17 protein-coding genes are annotated in these 18,241 nt (G+C 57.5%); all 17 read right to left on the reverse strand.

What is annotated here, in order from left to right:
* Window positions 1–417: 417 nt before the first annotated feature.
* Window positions 418–753 carry a type II toxin-antitoxin system RelE/ParE family toxin gene (locus G7Y49_RS09660; protein WP_165173287.1) on the reverse strand — a complete coding sequence of 112 codons (336 nt, stop codon included), beginning with the start codon at window positions 751–753 and terminating at the stop codon, window positions 418–420.
* Complete coding sequence (locus G7Y49_RS09665) at window positions 746–928, reverse strand: hypothetical protein (protein ID WP_165173289.1); 183 nt, start codon at window positions 926–928, stop codon at window positions 746–748. The genes G7Y49_RS09660 and G7Y49_RS09665 overlap by 8 nt, the downstream gene beginning before the upstream one ends.
* 91 nt (window positions 929–1,019) lie before the next feature.
* Complete coding sequence (locus tag G7Y49_RS09670; RefSeq protein WP_165173291.1) at window positions 1,020–1,244, reverse strand: hypothetical protein; 225 nt, start codon at window positions 1,242–1,244, stop codon at window positions 1,020–1,022.
* Between the two features lie 121 nt (window positions 1,245–1,365).
* Window positions 1,366–2,610 (reverse strand): ATP-binding protein, encoded by a 1,245-nt coding sequence (locus G7Y49_RS09675; RefSeq protein WP_206214623.1) that lies wholly within the window; start codon window positions 2,608–2,610, stop codon window positions 1,366–1,368.
* Between the two features lie 341 nt (window positions 2,611–2,951).
* The gene (locus G7Y49_RS09680) at window positions 2,952–3,176 is read right to left on the reverse strand and encodes a hypothetical protein (RefSeq protein WP_165173295.1); all 225 of its coding nucleotides are present in this window, start codon (window positions 3,174–3,176) and stop codon (window positions 2,952–2,954) included.
* A gap of 294 nt (window positions 3,177–3,470) precedes the next feature.
* The gene (locus tag G7Y49_RS09685) at window positions 3,471–4,439 is read right to left on the reverse strand and encodes a transglutaminase domain-containing protein (RefSeq protein ID WP_165173297.1); all 969 of its coding nucleotides are present in this window, start codon (window positions 4,437–4,439) and stop codon (window positions 3,471–3,473) included.
* 160 nt (window positions 4,440–4,599) lie between these two features.
* Complete coding sequence (locus tag G7Y49_RS09690) at window positions 4,600–5,667, reverse strand: N-acetylneuraminate synthase family protein (protein WP_165173299.1); 1,068 nt, start codon at window positions 5,665–5,667, stop codon at window positions 4,600–4,602.
* Window positions 5,664–7,295 (reverse strand): cytidylyltransferase domain-containing protein, encoded by a 1,632-nt coding sequence (locus G7Y49_RS09695; RefSeq protein ID WP_165173301.1) that lies wholly within the window; start codon window positions 7,293–7,295, stop codon window positions 5,664–5,666. The genes G7Y49_RS09690 and G7Y49_RS09695 overlap by 4 nt, the downstream gene beginning before the upstream one ends.
* Window positions 7,296–7,347: 52 nt before the next feature.
* The gene (locus G7Y49_RS09700; RefSeq protein WP_206214624.1) at window positions 7,348–8,574 is read right to left on the reverse strand and encodes a DUF6418 domain-containing protein; all 1,227 of its coding nucleotides are present in this window, start codon (window positions 8,572–8,574) and stop codon (window positions 7,348–7,350) included.
* A gap of 266 nt (window positions 8,575–8,840) precedes the next feature.
* The gene (locus G7Y49_RS09705; protein ID WP_165173305.1) at window positions 8,841–10,088 is read right to left on the reverse strand and encodes a hypothetical protein; all 1,248 of its coding nucleotides are present in this window, start codon (window positions 10,086–10,088) and stop codon (window positions 8,841–8,843) included.
* Window positions 10,085–11,515: a lipopolysaccharide biosynthesis protein gene (locus G7Y49_RS09710; RefSeq protein WP_165173307.1), complete on the reverse strand. Its 1,431-nt coding sequence runs from the start codon at window positions 11,513–11,515 to the stop codon at window positions 10,085–10,087. Before G7Y49_RS09710 ends, G7Y49_RS09705 begins: the two co-directional genes overlap by 4 nt.
* Window positions 11,516–11,520: 5 nt before the next feature.
* Window positions 11,521–12,540 carry a glycosyltransferase gene (locus tag G7Y49_RS09715; RefSeq protein ID WP_165173309.1) on the reverse strand — a complete coding sequence of 340 codons (1,020 nt, stop codon included), beginning with the start codon at window positions 12,538–12,540 and terminating at the stop codon, window positions 11,521–11,523.
* Between the two features lie 3 nt (window positions 12,541–12,543).
* On the reverse strand, window positions 12,544–13,302 hold the full coding sequence (locus tag G7Y49_RS09720; RefSeq protein WP_165173311.1) for a DUF4422 domain-containing protein: 759 nt from the start codon (window positions 13,300–13,302) through the stop codon (window positions 12,544–12,546).
* On the reverse strand, window positions 13,299–14,018 hold the full coding sequence (locus tag G7Y49_RS09725) for a sugar transferase (RefSeq protein ID WP_241157374.1): 720 nt from the start codon (window positions 14,016–14,018) through the stop codon (window positions 13,299–13,301). The genes G7Y49_RS09720 and G7Y49_RS09725 overlap by 4 nt, the downstream gene beginning before the upstream one ends.
* Before the next feature lie 68 nt (window positions 14,019–14,086).
* A complete protein-coding gene (locus tag G7Y49_RS09730) occupies window positions 14,087–14,620 on the reverse strand; it encodes a transcription termination/antitermination protein NusG (protein ID WP_165173313.1) in 534 nt (177 codons plus the stop codon).
* 8 nt (window positions 14,621–14,628) lie between these two features.
* Window positions 14,629–15,165 carry a hypothetical protein gene (locus tag G7Y49_RS09735; protein ID WP_206214625.1) on the reverse strand — a complete coding sequence of 179 codons (537 nt, stop codon included), beginning with the start codon at window positions 15,163–15,165 and terminating at the stop codon, window positions 14,629–14,631.
* A gap of 532 nt (window positions 15,166–15,697) precedes the next feature.
* Window positions 15,698–18,241: AAA family ATPase (locus G7Y49_RS09740; RefSeq protein ID WP_165173317.1), on the reverse strand; the 2,544-nt coding region annotated here is incomplete at its 5' end.

An 18,241-nucleotide genomic window follows, 5' to 3' on the forward strand; every position in this document is an offset into this window, starting at 1 on the left:
CATAACGGGCCATCGCCTCGATACTAACGTCTATCACTTCGACTACCGCACTGATCTCACCGACGCGCTCTGCGACGTTGTCGGCATCGACCTGTCGCGCGAGGTCATGACCAAATCGCAGATGAGCAAGGTGATGTCGGTTGTGAAAAAACCGAGAGACTAGGCTGTTCCACTACAGAAAACGTCATGAGAAAAGAGGCCGTTTGTCCTGGTCACATAGGGTAAACGGCCTCTTTTTGCTGCAAAACTTGGGTTCTATGACATCAAGCGCACGATAGCCCCCGCCCCGCCGAAAAAGGGGACAGCCAACATGAGGGAAAGGTCAACCTGCCCGCTCCACGCGCAGCTTGAGCCACATCCGCCAACTCGCGGCATTATGAGACAATCCGACAGCGCTCATCAGCATGGCGCGCTTCCCTAGCGCGACGAGAGAGTTGAGAAGTCGGATTTCGAGCTACGCACATGCCAGACAATGACCGAGCTCCCCTCAACGGTGTAGAAAATGGTGAACCAACCCACCGTGAAGCATCGGTACGTCGTGTCAACGCAGTCAAAGGGATGCACACGGCATATCCCATGAATATACGGATCTCGTTTGATCTCTTCGATCGACTGGCGGTAGTCCTCGTAGAAGCGCTGGGCCCAACGCTCGCCTTTTGCGTATTCGCCAAAGCGAGCGAAGTACGTGACGTAGACGCGCTCGACATCGCGAAGCTCGAGCAACGCGACATCGTCGATCTTGTAGCTAAACATGGCAACCGCTGCGGCGGAGGAACTCCCAGCTCTCATCTTCGGGAACGAGCTTCGAGCGTCCCTCTTGGACGAGATCGCGCCGACGCTCGAGCTCTTCCAAAACCTCGATGCTCTCGACGCTTCCCGTTTGAATCTGATCGCTTGCGATGATCTTCTCGGACAACGCTGGTGACATGCTCCACCTCCCCTTCGCCTATCACAAGCCATTCTAGCATCGCGACCGCTGCTCAGCTATTCCCCTTGCAAAACGCTCAGGCGCTCTGAGCTCACAGAAGACCGCGTTCGCCAGAGCGCTCGACGAGCGCCTCCTCGTAGAGTTCGCGGTCGTCCAACGTGCTCGGAAGCGGGTCGTGTGCGATCCCACGTTCCGCGTAGAAAGCAATCACCCGCTGCTGCACAGCGTGGAGGTCGTCGAGCTTGCGTAGGCGCTCGTCAACGTCCCGTTTCCGCTGCGCTCCGATGCGCATGTCCGCCCGCCAAGCCATCTCCATCAGCGCGCCTCCCGACATAAGCTACGCCCATCAGATAGCCGTATCGTATAGCAGTTAAGTAGCGCGCGGCAATAAAATATGAGCAGAATATCGTCTTGGAAAACGCGCCGGCCACCCTCTGCTATGAGAGCAGAGTCTCATCCAGCAGGAAATCGTATATCCCCATGCGGATGATCCCCGAGTCGTCGACCCATGGTGGCAAGGTGGTCTTGCTGACGACCACCTTGCGGAAGAAGTCGCGCACAGCCAGCAAAGGACGCAGCTCCGCACGCGCCTTGTCGGGGTTCTCCACTGAAAGAGCCGATTGGATGTAGACCTGAGTCGGAGCCTTTGTAGCGACGAAGTCTATCTCCACCTTCTTGCGACGGAGCTTCCCGTCGCCGTCCTTCTCGGAGACCTCGACGACGCCGACGTCCACCGCGTAGCCGCGCGTAACGAGCTCGTTGTAGATCACGTTCTCCATAAGATGAGTTTCCTCTTGTTGTCTGAAGCCCAGCCAGGCGTTGCGCAGGCCCACGTCCTCGCAGTAGTACTTGCTTGGAAACTCGAAGTAGCGCTTTCCCTTCACGTCGTAGCGCCTGGCGCAGCGGAACAGGAACGACTCGGTGAGGTGGTTCAAGTAGGCGGCTATCGTCTCGTTGTCCACCGCTGTTCCCCTTACAGTTTTCAGGGTGCGGGAAATCTTGTTGGCGTTTGTGAGCGATCCGACTGACGAGCAGAGGTCTTCTGCAAGCTCAGAAAGCACAGACGGCCTCTCGATCTCGTAGCGCTCGACGATATCGCGCATGTACACCTCGTTGAACAGGCTTTTCAGGTACTCGCGTTTGGCATGCGCATCGTTCTTCGCCAGCACTAACGGCATCCCACCGAACACAAGGAAGCTGTCGAGCGCAGCTACCTTGTCCCCGCCAACGTAGGAGTAGTATTCGGAGAAGCTCAGCGGGTGGACCTCCACGACATCCCCGCGACCGCGAAACTCGGTCGCGACGTCCTTCGATAGCATCTTCGAGTTGCTTCCCGTCGCGTAGATGTCGACATTGCTCTTGCGCATGAGGCTGTTGAGCAGCCCGTACAGTCGCACCTGAACGTCAGGGTTGCGCATCTCTTCGCGCGTAATCGCGAGCTGAACCTCATCGAGCAGGACGTAGTACATGCCGCTTTGTTCTAAGATTCGCTCTTTGATATGGCGGGACAGGCTACCTACGTCGCGCAGTTTCTCGTTGTCATCATCGTCAAGTGCAACCTCGATGACGTGGTCGTCGGGGACGCCGATCTCCTTCAAGTACTCGCGGAACAATCGGAAAACGAGGAAGCTCTTTCCGCAGCGCCTGACCCCGGTTATTACCTTGATCTGGCCGTTGCCCATCCTGTCGATGAGCTTCTGAAGGTATCTGTCACGTGGTATGCGCATATTTACTCCCGCAACTCCTAGCAGATATACAACGACTTGCGGATATTATAAGCCCTACGCCCTGCATCGCCAACAAGTCGCCAGGAAGAAGCGTTAACGTCAGGTTGGCTTGCGCGGAGCCTTCCTCCTGTACGGCCTAAAGCCGACCTTGCGCTCAAGCTCGAGGTTCGTGAGCCCGTCATGTATCGATGTCATAGCCGCGCGCAACATCTTGCAAGTACATGACCTCGACCACGAGCAAAAGTCCTGGTAGATTTTGCCTTTTTCGTCTTCTAAACTCACATGATACTCCCGCATTACTTACCAATCGCGAGCCAGGCCTGCTCGCTGAGCGCCTGGGTGCCATCGGCGAACGTGACCCTGCACCTGAACGGGCGGCCGTCGCGGAAGGCCTCGCAGCCGACCGTGACCTCTGCGGACTGCGCCGTGTCCTCGAACATCGCCCACCAGGTCTTCCCCCTGTCGCACGAAGACTCCCACTGGTAGGAGACGGCGCCCGGCGCGAGGACCGAGAACTTCACCGAGCCCCCGAGAGGGCCCGACGCGTCGGCGGGATGCCCCTTTATCGAGCATGCGGGCTCTGCCGTTACCGTAATGCTGTCTGCATTAAAACCGATTCTAATGGAATTTGGAGATAGCCTTTCATTCAGAACAGCCGAGACTTCATCAAAAACAGCTGCCTGATAGACGTCAGGCCAGATCGCCTCGGGATTCCCGAGCTGAACCGCAAATTCGCTCTCACCAGCTTCAATCCTCTCCAGGATCAAAGGCTCGTAAACGTCCGCCCAGTAGTTGGCGCGGCCAGTTTCGGCAAATCAGCTGTTGCCGGCAGAACTCGCCTCGCAGCCGTCAATAGGCTGCCTGTGATCCGAGTGGGCAGCCTTGCATACTCCATCGGTCATGCCGAAGTACATGTGACGCATATCATCCCGTGTTAAGGTGGTATACGAGTAGTCAACATCATCCCATGTCGGATCAACGTGACACCAATTGCCACCCATCTTCACGAGCGTCCACACGCGTCCATTGCCAGTCACGCGTCTACTCTCCACACCAAGGCGATCAAGCAACCTGACGTAGGCACGATGGTATGTTTCGCACGTCCCCGTTCCACGGGCAAGAACGCCTTCCGCACTGCAATACGTGAGAGAGTTGTCGTACGTACAGTGGTCAAGCACCCAATCATGAACCCAGAGGGCTTTTTCGTAGTCCGTCTCCATTCCGGCGGCAAGACGCTCAGCGGCTACGACGTCCGCAGTCGCTTCAACCGACGGATGATTGGGGTCATCGATGACAATGTTCAGGACAAACGGACGGCCGTACTGGTAGCTGACAGCGTCAATAGCGTAGAAATAGACCTCGTAACTACCCGAGGCGTGGAAGGTGAACGAGAAATCGCGCTCGCCGACACCTCCGTAGCTCTGGCGGGTGGGGTCGATGAGATACTCACGCCCATCACGGTCCGTAATGTAGACGGTTTGCATCATGTACTTATATGGCTTAGCTTCAGACTCGTCAGTTGATCGAATCGAGAAGCTGGTCGGCTGGCCGCAGACGGGTTTGTTGTAGGCTATCTCCAAACCAAACTTGTTGGTATTCTGGATTGTTTTCGTGATGAGATCGGGGTCAGCTGCAGTCGAAGAGGCTGAATAGGCAGCAGATTCTGCCGAACTCGAAGACCCAACGGCTTCGAGCCCCTCTGCCAACGCTGAGACAGGGCAAAGCGCAGCAGCCAGAAAGACCACCAAGATTGACCCTGAAATGATTACATGAGCTTTTGCCATAATACGCTCCACATCTTAAAAGAGAAACCGATCGTAAAGCAGCGCCTAATTGCTAGGGCTTAGTCGAAACCGAGACGAATGTTGGAGATTCCCGCCCATTCACCCAGCTAAGACCACGCAAACAGACCAGCGAATACTCGAAGCTAAGAGGGGAATTCGCTCACGCCAGAAGATCCCAATCCATGATCGTGTCCTCCGGTATGTCCATGCTCGTCATTTGACCGATTACCTTATCGATATCTTGCGGCGATATCCCAGTTCCAGGTCGTTTGAAGCTCAGCATCTCACGCGCGATCCTCATTCCTGCCGGAATATCTACAGCGGATACGATTGAGCGCCGCGCGTTCAGCCTCGCCGCCGCCTCGGTCTCGGAGAATCCCAACTCGGGACTCCCCAGAAGCTTCTCGACGAATGTCACGCCCTCAATGATCCTCCGCGCGTCATCCGGATCCATAGCGTGATAGTGGTCGTTGCCGGGCAGCGTCTTGTCCAGCGTAAAGTGCTTTTCGATCACATGGGCCCCTAATACATAGGCGCTCTTGATTACGTCTGCGCAGATATCTGGCCTGCAGTGGTCGGAGTATCCGATTATCAGACCAGGGAACTCCAGCTTCAGCGAAGATATACGCCGCAGGTTCGCGTGCGCGAAGGGCGTGGGATACTCGAGCACGCAATGGCACAGCACTATCGGGGCATCGCTCACAGAGCGAACAACGTCAACGGCTGCACGCATCTCGTCCAAATCACCAGCGCCCACTGACATGATGATGGGCTTGCCCTTTCGCGCCTGATGCTCGATAAACGGGTGGTTGGTCAGGTCGCTCGACGATATCTTGTACACGTCCATCAGCGGATCGAGGTAGTCTGCGCTCTCGAAATCAAATGCCGTGGAGCAGAAGTCGATGCCGATCTCAGCGCAGTAAGCAGCAATCTCGCGGTACTCCGCTTCGCCGAACGAGTCGTACTTCTTGAAGAGCTCCCGTTGGCTCGTCGTGGGCTCCTCGCTCGTGTCCCAGTACGAGGGGGAAGCCGCTGCCGCCAGCGTCTCGGCCTTGTAGGTCTGGAATTTAACCGCATGCACGCCAGCGTCGCGCGCCTCAAGGCACATCAGCTTGGCGGCTTCCATGTTGCTTATGCCGCGCTGCGTCGCGATGTCGTAGTAGTTCACTCCGACTTCCGCGATCAGCGTAAACTCGCCCGATTCGATCCTGTCAACCAGCGTGTTCATAGCGTTTCTCCCAAGATGATCCTCTTTACCTTGCCGATTCCCGACTTCAGGTCGTTGTCCAGCATCAGTCGCCGCATCTCCTTGCGTATCGACACCGATCCCGAAAGCCACTCGAACGTCGAGCGTATGTCCTCGTCGGAAACCTCCGACCCAAGGCCAAGGTTGATGAACCCGTTGTCCATCTGCGCGAAGCGGTGCAGCTGCTCTCGCTCGTTCTGGGCGAGAACGATGGTGGGCACGCCCATGCTCGCCAACTCGAAGGTGGTGCGCCCCTGCGACGAAAAGGCCATGTCAGCCAGCTTCATGTGGTCGCTGACGCGCACAACATCGCGCGTGACCCCTATCCCCAAATCAGGATTACCGTTCTGCACTGCGCCCTCGTATCCAGAACCCAGCACGAAATCGAACTCGGCGCGTATCCCGCCGGCATTGTAGTCCTCCGCCATCCTATATACCCGAGCAGAAAGATCGAGGGGGTCGGTCCCCCCGAACATCACGAGCACGCGGTGAGCCTGCTCGCCGAACTCCTTAGGGCTAGTCGACAGGAATTCGTCGCGGAGCGCAACATAGGCCTTGCCTGTGTATACGTTAAGGTGCCGAGAGGCGCCCTCGTAGATGGCGTTTACCACAGCGTCGGCCTCCCGTGCTCCGTCGCCGAGATCCTCGAACGTCACGAGCCGTCCGACATGCGGTTTGATTCGCCGCATGAGCTCGGTGCTGGTATCCAGGCAATCGTGCACGTACACATCTGGACGATAGCCTTCGAGCCAGGCGACGAGCCCATCGTCTCCGCCTACTTCGACCACAGTCATGTTTGCCGCCCGAAGCCGCTCTATGCCAAGCTGATGCTTCTTGTCGCATACGAATACTACGTCATGCTCGGTCATGTCGTAGGCCAGGGTGAGCGCCCGGTATATATGGCCAAGCCCAAGCTCCTTGTAGCCGTCGGCTCTGAACACAATCCTCTTACGCCCGAGCACGGCCTCGCACACCGCCCAATCCCGCCAGGTGTCAATGTCGGTCGCCTCGTCTTCCGGCATTTCGAAGACGCCCACGCGTTGCCCAATTCGACTCGACTCGGTTACGCTCGCTCGCCGCGTAATGAGGAAAGCGCCGGTCTCAAGATAGTTTGGAGGCAGCTGCTGTCGGTTCAGTCGTCGGGAGTATGCGGGTACGATCGCGCCTCCGTCTTCCTTCCATCTGAGGTGCGGAGCGTTGATGACGCTGATCATCGTGTCCACGTCTTCCTGCTCGAAGGCGTCAATCGCTTCGCGAAGAGTACGCGCGCTCAGCAGGGGCGACGTCGGCTGCAACGTAATCACTACATCGAAGTCCACGCCCAGGGCTTCTTCCGCTCGCAAAACGGCATCGTATACAACGGGGTCGAGCGTCACTGCGTCGCGCGCAAGCTCCGAAGCCCTATCGAGCGCGAGTACGCCTTCGTACTGACCCGCATAAGACAGTATCTCCATGGAGTCCGAGGAAACAGCGACGGAGTCTATCGAGCCGCATCCAAGGGCATTCTCTATCGCATAGGATATCAGCGGCCTACCGCCCATAAGCCTCATGTTCTTTCGAGGGATGCCCTTTGAACCGCCACGCGCTGGCACAATGGCAATTGCTCGCATATAGTTATCCTTCCTGCTTAAACAAGTGCAATGATCATTTCCGCAGCTGGCTTCACTGCCCAGATAGCAGGCGCAATGACGGATCTCTCGTCTCATTACCCGAAGCCCGTAAAGGTCTCGAACGCTTAGTGGCCTGAAGCAATCGTGACAAGATTAGGTAGGCATAGCAAATTAAGGATATTGGTCCGAACAGGCCAAGATGAAACATGCTCATTAAGGTTATCGTCATAAAAACCAGTCGTAAATATACAACGGCGTCAATAAGGCGTGATTTCGCCAATGCTCTCAAACATGAATTGAGAAAGAAGGTTATTAATAAGGCGATCAGAATAGAAAAAAGAACAGGACCGATAGACCCAAAGTAGTAGTATGCAGCCGCATATCCTCCCTCTGTATAGGAGCTACTCGTTGCAAGTTTAGTATTTACTACGCCTTGAGGAGCAGTTAGGTACATAATCATGTACAAGCCTTGACTCGATCCCACATGGTTATATTCTTCAGTAGGGTCGCCATGAAGAATAACGGATATCTCATTATCAAATTGGTCGATATTAGCTGTCTTGCTAAGGTCATAAGTTCGCCACCAAAGCTGTCCTTGCTGAGCCGTTCTGCTTAAGAGGTATTTGGGTGCAGAAAACTCGCTGGACGCTGAGTAAGAATGCAACTGCACTGCCCCAAGAACAAGAATCAGTACGGAAAGTAATATACCAAAAGCGGCTTTTTGCAGTTTTTTGCTATCAATTCTTATTATTCGGTCATAGTAGACCCAGATAAAAATACACAACGCCTGAAAGTGTCCGCCAAACTTAATACCAATCCACAGTGAGTAGGCAAGATATACCCCTATCGTAATTGCACCCAATCTCTTTCCACCATAGCGAATTGACATAGCCGGAAAAATAAGCAGGTAGATCATGTTGTCGAGCAACTGCCGTGGCACAAGCCGATCGCTGTGACTTAAGCCCCAATTAAATCTGTTGACGCCAGATGCAAATGCTGGTGTATATCTGGCGACATCTATGAAAGCGAGGAAGAACACGAAGAGGGTAATGGCTGTACCTATTGCCAACCATTTCGATACTCTGAGCTCTATCAAATTAGCTCGGTTTCCATCGACATCTCTTCCATATCGCGAATCAAGCCAGATAAGCAAGACCAGAAAAACCCATCGCGAGAATATGATGAGAGGCAGTGAACCAACGAACCCCGATTGGATCACGAGTTCGCTAAGGTATATATCACTAAACTCGCAGGACGCTACACCTGTGATGTTAGTCACAACGGCAAACACGAAGAATAGGTATTTGAAGAAGAACTTCAAATTGCATACTGCAAGATAGAATAAATAGAAAACGAAGCATGCTAATGAAATGACACTTGTTTCGCATGTGGGTATACTTGCGCATACGAAAAGCACCGTTCCGACAAGAAGATGCACCAAAAAGAATACATGCCGGTCATTGCTGCTTGAACCTAAATGACGCAGATTGCACGTTTCGATGCTGAACCTATTCACTTCTTTCGTCAATGCTGAGCCCGGTTTATCTAATGCAAATCTTTGCATTTGTCATCTCCAAAAGGAATATCTTCGTACATCATCGATGCTGTATGTGGCCAGTGAAGTTTGCGAATCAGCCCGAGCATTTTCATCGCCTTAATAATTGCTTCTGATACGATCATTTTTCCGATCCAATACTTGGAATAGGGAACTATCGGCAATGATTCATCCACAGATGCTATCGCCTCGATAGCATCCGCATATGATGCAGCAGTCAATTCCGAATACCGACCGATGTACTTCTCGAATATCGGTGCTACATTCTCTTTGCGCATGCAGCTTTCGAGAACCTTGTCGTTGATGGCCCCTATGTCTTCGATGCTGAAGTAGTCGCTTACGCCAGGCATGCGTTCCTCTGCGGGAATAGGAACCGATTCGTGAAACACAACTGGAAGACCGTACATCTCAGCCTCGAAGGCTGAGGTACTCTGCCATGTGCAGAAGAAATCAACGCATTTGAGCCAATCAGAAATAGGGCGTTCGGAAATAATCTTCGGATGCTGTCCAATGTCGAAATCTATCGTCGAACCCGGATGGGGTCTGTATATAAACTCGTAGCTTGCGAAGAAATCGTCTGGTAGCGCCTTAATCTGGCTGATTGTTTTGCTTAAGGATTCTTTCCAGCGGTTGAAATACCTATCGCATTCAGCGACGGTTACGTTCGCCAATTCATGAAAGTCGTATCTGATTTTGCTTATGCTTATATCGTCAATGCGCCTCGACTCTGCGTATAGTATCCATTTCTTACTGGGATCGAGTTCATATGCTTCCGCCAGCTCTTGACGTGCTGCTTCGTTCGCACAAACGGACTCTAACCTCAGGTTCCCAACAACGAATGCCCTTTCTTTTGATACTCCAGAATCTATGAGTCCTTGCTTGAAGTGTTCGGTCCAACAGAAATGGTATGGATACATGCACGCCGCTTCATCCCTCGGCATAAGCACGCATTCGGTTAGTTTCGGCGTTATCTGCTCGTGATGAAGATTGATCATCTTTACATTCGAGTTCACCTCGTAGAAGGGTGAAAACCGCCAGAACTGCTCGGACCGATAGCACCATGGCACAAGCAGAACATCGATCCCATTCTTCTTGGCACGCCTATACGCGTCGTACCACTCAAATGCTATGGAGTAAATGTTTACCGCGTGGCCGCGCCTCACCAATTCGTCGCGAAGCCTTCTGAGCGCCGGCAATTCTCGCATCTTGTGCTCGAAAAAGACGATTACCTGCATCATTCACCCTTTCTAACGTCAAGGCGTGTACGCGTGAATTCCGCCGCTCGCTTACCGTAAAGCGCAACACATGTGCCCAATCCTGCCGCGATTAACGAAATGCGAAGCGCTATGCCCTCACACGCGACGACGTTTCCTATGCACAGAGCGATGATCGTCACATAGAGAATAGCTGTCTTGATTGGGCTTTCTATGCTCCTATAGTTCATCTGTCCGAACACGAGACTTCCGAACAACATAATCAGGGCAGACGCGCCCAATGCGACAGCTGCGCCCATGCCCCCGTACGCCGGAATCAGCATCATGCAAAACAGAACGTTCACCGCTGCCGATGCGCCAGTCGTCACGAGCCTCAGATAAGTTTTGTTCGATAGATAAATGCCGTAACCGATTGTCTCGACTAGGAGCGTTTGTATTGGGAATAGCATCACTATCATGAAATAAGATTGAGATTGCGCGTACTCGTTCCCCACGAGAAGATAAATGATGTCCTGTCCCGCTATGAAAACAATCACGAGTAGCGCGGTGAGCGCCGTTAACAGCCCCTGCATTCTCTTAATCAAATCTTGCTCGTCGTTGTAATGCCTGTATATGAACGGCGACCAGTAGACCGAGAACGCTGCCGGCACAACCTGGAACGCATTGGCTATAGTAAACGCTAGAGCAAAAACGCCTACGTCCTCGAATCGGCCGTAGCCAGCCAAGACCAATTTAGCAATGGAGCTGTTTATCCACATAAGCAAAGCGGCAGGCATGGTGGGTAGCGCAAATGCGAAAAACTTGCGCAAGGACTTCTTCGGTATTTCGATCATTCTGGCTGTAATATATTTGCGAGCGTGAGTTAAGAGAAAGATAACCGCCATGATCACGGTAAGCGCGGTCATGAGAGTAATCGACGGCATATAGCTTGTGGACACAAAGGCGGCAAGCACATAAAGCACCTTGTTAGATAACAGCAATCCAATCTGTTGAAAGTTGTATCCCTTCGGGTTGAACTCCTGCCGAGTTACGACGCTAAGAAGGCGGAAGACGACCAAGGCTATGGAGTACGCGCCGAGAAGCACAAGTCCGACCAAGTTTGACTCACCAAAAACGTACCCCGCCACCACGTCCGGAGCCATAAGGCAGACGCAAAATGTCACTATCACAATGCAGAGCGTCGCTACGAGCATAGACAGGCTGAACGCCTTCCTGTTGTCTAATCCGTTAATCGGCTCCTGGTAAAACCTTATGAATGCGTTGTCGAGACCGAAGAGCGCAAACGTCATCAGCAGGTTCCCCAAGCTGTAGAACAGGTTTATCACACCGTATTCGCTGGCCGGATAAGCGTGAGAGATCACGGGTATGAGAACGAGGGACAGCGCCGCCGACAGCGCTGTTGGTACGCTGTACTTCGCGGCCTCCTTGAATATGCCTCCGACACTAGACAACCCCATCAGCCTCCAATAGATGCGGTCCTGCGGAAGCCTCTGCGCTTTCCATACACTTCAAAAGCTTTACTGTACGCACGGGGTATCAACCCAAGAATCGCAAACCGTGCCTTGTTTCCTTTCGATACGCGGTTGTCCTTTAGAAGTGATGCAAGGCTTCTTCTTACCTGACTCACGATCGCCTTTCGAATCTCTTCTGTTTCGTCTCCTGCATCGGCAACGACATTGAGCAGGCGGTAAATGCGCGAATAGTGCAGGCACTCGAAATAAATACGGGCAGGATCTTGCTTGTCCCAACCCGCCTCATCGCCGAAGCTATCGATTGCGACTATATAGTCCTCAACTTGCTTGAGCTGAGCTCGCTTGCGATGAACGATTGAACCGGGGCGCATCACGTATCCGTAAATGGGACCCTCGATCACTGCGACGATATCGACATCAGAAACAAATCCTGTTGCCGTCGCGATCTCCTCGTAGTACGCGCCAGACGGAAAGGAACGGTTCTTATATAGTTCAAGGGGAGCGAGGCGGCAACAGGCGGCAGGCAGTATCTCCTCATATGCATACTTTTCAATGAGGTCACGCTTCTCGATACGCAATCTAGTAGCAGGAATCCCCCATTCTATAGAGGCGTTGTGCGCCTCATCCTCGCTAATGTAGAGAACTTGCCCTATGGCCATTCCGCCACCGCATTCCCTATAGCAGCTCTCAAGCGCCTCAAGGTAGTAAGGAGAAATAATGTCGTCACCATCAACGAAGGTAACGAGCTCGCCACGCGCGACACCCACACCGTAGTTGCGCGCCTCTGAAAGCCCGCCATTCTCCTTATGGTGCACGACAACGTTTGCTAGATCACCGTATCCGTCGAGCAGTTTTCCAGTTCCATCAGTAGAGCCGTCATCAATACACACGATTTCGTAATCCCAGAACGTCTGGCTCAACAGAGATTTCATGCAGTAACGCACACAACCCTCAATGTTATAGAAGGGCACAACGACAGATATCAACGGTTTCGTTTCAGCCATGAATTACCCCCTTATCTTTCTCGCCAGGAAGGAAGCGCCCTTCTTCACCCAATGCTGGCTTTCGAGATTCACGACAGGCATCTCGGCATACATCAAGCCATTGCTCTCCACCCAGTAATCCAACAGACGCTCTGACACGAACCCGAACACGCGAGCATCGTTGGGAGAGTAATCGGTTATGTCTAGGCGACCTTCAAGTTCGAAAAGAATGCCGAACAACCATTCGCACCAGGCGTCAGCCAGGTCGCGGCGCATCACGAACATGTTGAATCGGTGCCCATGAGTGCGATTCATGATCTCGTCGTACTTCCAAAGCATTTTCGGATCTCGTCTGGCGATTATGTCTCGTGTTGTCTCAAGGTCCTCTTCATGATGCGCATGTATGTACTGGCTGTAGTTGGTCTCAATGTAGTAGTTACGCTGTTTCGGCAGGACGATCCCCGTCGCCGCTGCGGCATCGGCGAGCTGCTCGCCAGTCGCAACGCGAGTCCTTTTGCCGCCCGTGCTCCTCGCTGCGAAGTGCCGGCGGTAGTGGGCGAGGCCCAGGTGGTCGCCGCCAAGGTTCCTCCACGCCCAGTAGAGGCCTGTCAGCTCGCAGTAGTTCGGGTTTTTCTCGGATATGCTGTCACCTGTGTCATCTCGTAGGAAGCCGTCTATGGGCTCCTTGCCCACACTTCCGACCTGCACGGGCACATAGCAATCGTCCGCCGGCATCCAATAAGGCTTATGCGACGCCACAACCATCTTGAGCGATTGGCTCATCTGCCCGTCCTCCTCACGAACATGGCCCCAAGGGTCCCTGCGATCACCTTTGCGTCCAGGTGAAGAGACGCCGCACGCGCATAGCCGAGCTCGAGAGTCTGGCGCTCCCCGTTCTCGAAAGACGCGTCGTTACGTGATCCCACCTGCCAGAACCCCGTAACCCCAGCGGGCACCGAGAGCAAGAGAGCCCGCTCATCCGGCGAGAAATGCTGCTCTAGTTCGTCTAGCGTCAGCGGACGCGGACCCACCACGGACATATCGCCCGCGAGTACGTTTAGGAACTGGGGCACCTCGTCGAGGCTCGTGGAACGCAGCTTCGCGCCCAAGGGCGTTATGCGAGGGTCGCCATCCACCTTGCGCTCTCTCTCCCACTGAGCAAGCTGTTCGGCGCTGAGATACCTCTCCACGTCATCGGAGTCGGCGACCATGGTGCGCAGCTTGTAAATGCAAAAGGCCCTTCCGTTCATACCGATTCTCTGTTGGGTGTATATGGGACTCCCACCCGTGTCCCTCGCCACCAAGACGCACAGAACCAGCCCCGGAACAAAGCAAAAGATCAGCACACATGCACTGAAGACAACATCGAAGACGCGCTTTACAAAGCGATAGCCAAAGCGCCCCGAACACAGTCGGCCGACAGCTTCGGCCGCCACTTGATCCTCTACGGCCTCCGCATTGAATATGTCTGCCGTCTCGTCGACTATGCAGCGTGTCAATCCTTCGCCCTTTCCTTCATCCCATGCGCCCCTTATGGGAGGGCGCGTTCTTCCCTCGCTGCTCTTCTCTATGCCGTCGCCGCTTCTGCGGTTTTCCGCCGACAGGTGACTCTCAGGCCCACTTGGGCCTCCACCTGCCGCCCGGCTACGCTCATGCGCACGTAGGCACGCTTGCCGCGGTGGCTTATGCGGCGAATCAGGCCCTCGCGGCCTTGAAGAGGACCGCTCGTCACCTCGACCTCGCCGCCTGCGCCGACGAGTCCCTCCGAAAGGGCGACGACACGCTGGCCCGGGCGCGTGAGCGCGCTTAAGAGCGCGACCTCACCCGGCTCCATCGCTACAGCGCCGGGACCGTCCAGCAGCAGACCGTCAATGCCGCGCGCATGGCGCAGGGCCGCGCGGACCTCGCGCCTTCCAGGCGCCACGGCCACCAGCAGGCCCGGGGCCAGGGGCTCCTCCGGCGGGACCGACCCTCCGCATGGCGAGCCCACCTCAACCCGCGGAACGAACAGCTCCTCAAGGCCGTCGGAAAGCGCCCGCTTCTGCAGAAGGGCCAGCACCCGCTCCTCACACCCCGGCTTCACGTTGATCGCGAACCACATGGCCGCCCCTAGCTCTTGAAGGGCACGTCCATGGGCACGCACTCGGCGAACCCTCCGTCTACGTCCACGAAACAGAAGCGCTTGTGACGGTCCACCTTGACCACGCGATCCTCCTGGCCTATGAGCGGGCCCGACTGCACATGCAGCACGCCGTCCTCGATGACGGCGGTGCTCGTGCGAATGACGCGCTCGCCGTCGAGCACGCCCTCGTACCACTCCTGCGCGCCCTTTGAGAGCGGCGCGAAGTGGCTGCTGCCGTCGGCCTTCGCTATGCGCGCGGGGAAGGTGAGCTTGGAAAGCTCCTTATCCAGCGCGAGCACGTCCCTCGTCACGACGAAGAAGTACTCGTGGTACATCGGCACCGGATAGAGGCTCCACACACCGTGGTACTTGCGCCAGCGCTCCTTGCGCATCACGAAGGCGTCCTCCAGCAGGTCGGGGGGCATGAGCTTGCGCACCTTGTCGCAGGTGGCCTGCTCGCGCCCGGGGGCGTGGACCAGGTACCACCGGCGCCTGCCGCGCGGCGATCTCCTGCCGACGGGCATGCCGGCGAGCGCGACGCTGTCCGAGGGCCTTTCAGCAACACTGGTTTTTTGCGCGTTCAACCTGGCTCACCCCCGTCCGCAAAGACGACGCTCGACGGGCCAGCACAAGCTGGTCGCGGGAGCGTCATCAAAACGTAGACGTTTTGATGAGAATCGGTTTTTTCGCTTTATGAGTACAATTGATCGGTTTAATGCAACAAAATGCGCAGGATTCTTGCTTCAGGAGGGGTCTGAATAGGTATAATGATTGAGGATTTAAAGGTATGAGAAAGTCTACCTATTGATAAGGTCCCTACACATGCAGGGCTTGCACGCATGGCGCCCTTGAGGCGAACCGTCTCCTCTTCCCTACTTTAGTTTGGATTGGCTTCCATTTCCTAGGTAGATTGCCGTCGCGTGAAGTGCTGCACCCTCTCTCGCGGGAACACCAAAAGCGGCGTCAAAATAGCTACCGAAAAAGAGAAGCCCCCGTCGCGCGTCAATCGCGACGGGGGCTTCGGATCGAAACTACGAATCCAGAAAAAGCGAGGCGCTACTCGGCGTAGCTCAGGGCCTTCTCGAGCTTCTGGCTGATCACCTTCGTCACGCCGTCGGACTGCATGGAGACGCCGAACAGGACGTCGGCCATCTCCATGGTGCGGCGCTGGTGGGTGATCATGATGAGCTGGGTGGTGTCGCGCAGCTTGTCGACGTAGGCCACCAGGCGGCGCAGGTTCGTGTCGTCGAGCGCGGCCTCCACCTCGTCGAGGATGTAGAACGGCGTGGAGCGCGTGCGGTAGACCGCGAACAGAAGCGCGAGCGCCGTCAGGGACTTCTCGCCGCCCGACATGAGCATCATCTTGGTGATGCGCTTGCCCGCGGGCTGCGCGTTCACCTCGACGCCGGTGTTCTCCAGGTCATCGGGGTCCACGAGCGCCAAGTTGGCCGCGCCCCCGGGGAACAGCGTGGCGAAGATCTCCTGGAAGTAGCCGTTGACCTCCTCAAACGTGCGCACGAAGTCATCCCGCATGCGCGCGTCGATGACCCGGTTGATCTTGGCGAGCGACTTGCGCGCCGCATCGAGGTCGGCCATCTGCCCGGCCAGGTAGTCGTAGCGGCTCTTGAGCTCGTCGTACTCGGCGGCAGCGTCGGGGTTGATGGTGCCGAGGTTGGCGATGCGGCGGTTCAGGCGGAACGCCTCCTCCTCGAGCGCGGCGCGGTCCTCGGGCTCGGGCGTGGCGAGCGCCACGTCGAGCGGCGTCTTGCAGTCGGACACGATGACGTTCACCGCCGCCTCGACCTGCAGCTCGAGCCGGCCCTTCTCGACGCGGGCCGCCGAGAGCCGCTCGTTCACCTCGTCGTAGGCGTCGTGCGCCGCGCGCGTGGCGCCGCGCGCCTCGGTCACGCGGGCGTGCAGGCCGGCGGAGGAGTCCTGCGCGGCCACGGCGCGGTCCTCCAAGTCGCGCGTCCAGCGGCGCGCCGAGGTGGCCAGCTCGTCGACGATCGCCAACAGGGGCTCGAGGCGGGCAGCTGACACGTTCTTCACCACGAGCAGCTCCGCCGACTCGGCGGCCTGGGCCCCGAGCTGCTCCAAGTCGCGCAGGCGGGCGTCGCGCAGGCGGGCCGTATAGGCGTCGCGCTCGGCGAGCTTGGCGGCCTCGAGCTTGGCCTCCGCGAGCGCGTCAGCGTTGCGGTGGGCCTCGCGGCGCAGCGGGGCGAGGGCCGCCTGGGCCTCCTCCTGCTTGCGCTTCGCCTCGTCGAGCTGGGCGCGCAAGTCGCTGACCTGCTGCTCGAAGGACTCCACGTTCGGGCGCGCGCTCGAGATGATCGCCTCGGCCTCCTCGCGCTGGCGCTGCACGCCCTCGAGCTCGCGCCGCACGGCGGAGAGCTTCTCGGTGGCGCGCTCAGCCGCCGAGCGGGCCGCCTCGGCGCCGCCGCGCAGCGCGGCGAGCTGCTGGCTGAGCTCGAGGCTCGACGCCTGCGCCTGGCGCAGCGACTCCTCGGCCGCCGCGGCCTCGGTTCGGGCCTTCTCAGTGGTGACCTGGGCCTTCGCAAGCCCAGCTTTCAGCTCCTCCAAGCGGCGTACGCGCGCGAGCACGCCGTCGGCGCCCTCGACCACCGAGCGGCCCAGAGTCACCTTGCCCGAGGGCCACACCACTTCCCCGCGAAGCGACGCGAAGCGCAGGCCGAGCGCGTCGGCGGCATGCGCCGCGAGCGCGTCGTCAAGCGAGTCGCACACCACCACGTCGCCGAGCAGCGCGCGCACCGCGCGGGCTGCGAAGGCGGGGTACTCCAGGCTGTCGATGAGCGGCGCGCCCGACGCGGAAGACGGGTGCGCGGCCGCGCAGGTCGGGCCGTCGGCGCACATGAGCAGCGACACCTCGCCCGCCTCGCCCGCCTCGGACAGCGCGCGGGCCACGCGGGACGCGCACGCGGCGTCCTCCACGAGCAGCGCGGACACGTCCGCGCCCAGAAGCGCCTCCACGAGCGCCTCGCGCCCGCCCGTCGCGCGCACCACGTGCGCGAGCGGCTCGAGCGCGCCGTCAAGCTCGCCGCGATGCTCCATGAGCCACGCGCGGGCCGGGCCGTCAGCCGCCACGCTCGCGCGCTCGACCTCCTCGAGCGCCTGGATCTGCGCCGCGAGCGCCCGCTCGGCGTCGCGCGCCTCGTCGAGCGTCGCGCGCGTGGCCTCGCGCGCCTGGTAGCACGCTCCCACGAGCTTGCGCGCCGCCGACTCCTGGTCGTCGACCGAGGCGAGCGCGGCCTCGGCGGCGGCGGCCTCGGCGGCGGCGGCCTCGGCGTCAGCCTGCGCGCGGGCGAGCTGCAGGTCGAGCTCGGCGGCATGGCTCTCGATCACCTTCACGTGCGCCAGCCCGTTGGTGAGCGCCTCCTGCGTCTCGGCGTGCTTGCGCCGCGCGACGTCGAGCTGCGTCTCCAGGTTGCGCCCGTCACGCCCGAGCGCCGACGCCTCGCGCTCGAGGCTTCCGCGGCGCGCGCCCAGGTCGCGCGAGGCGGCCTCGAGCGCCTCCACGCGCGCGTCGGCCGCCTCGCGGCTCGCGCGCACCTCGGCAAGCGTGCTCTCGGCGGCGGCCAGCTC

The sequence above is a fragment of the Adlercreutzia sp. ZJ242 genome, from assembly GCF_011038995.1.
Lineage (GTDB): Bacteria > Actinomycetota > Coriobacteriia > Coriobacteriales > Eggerthellaceae > CAAEEV01.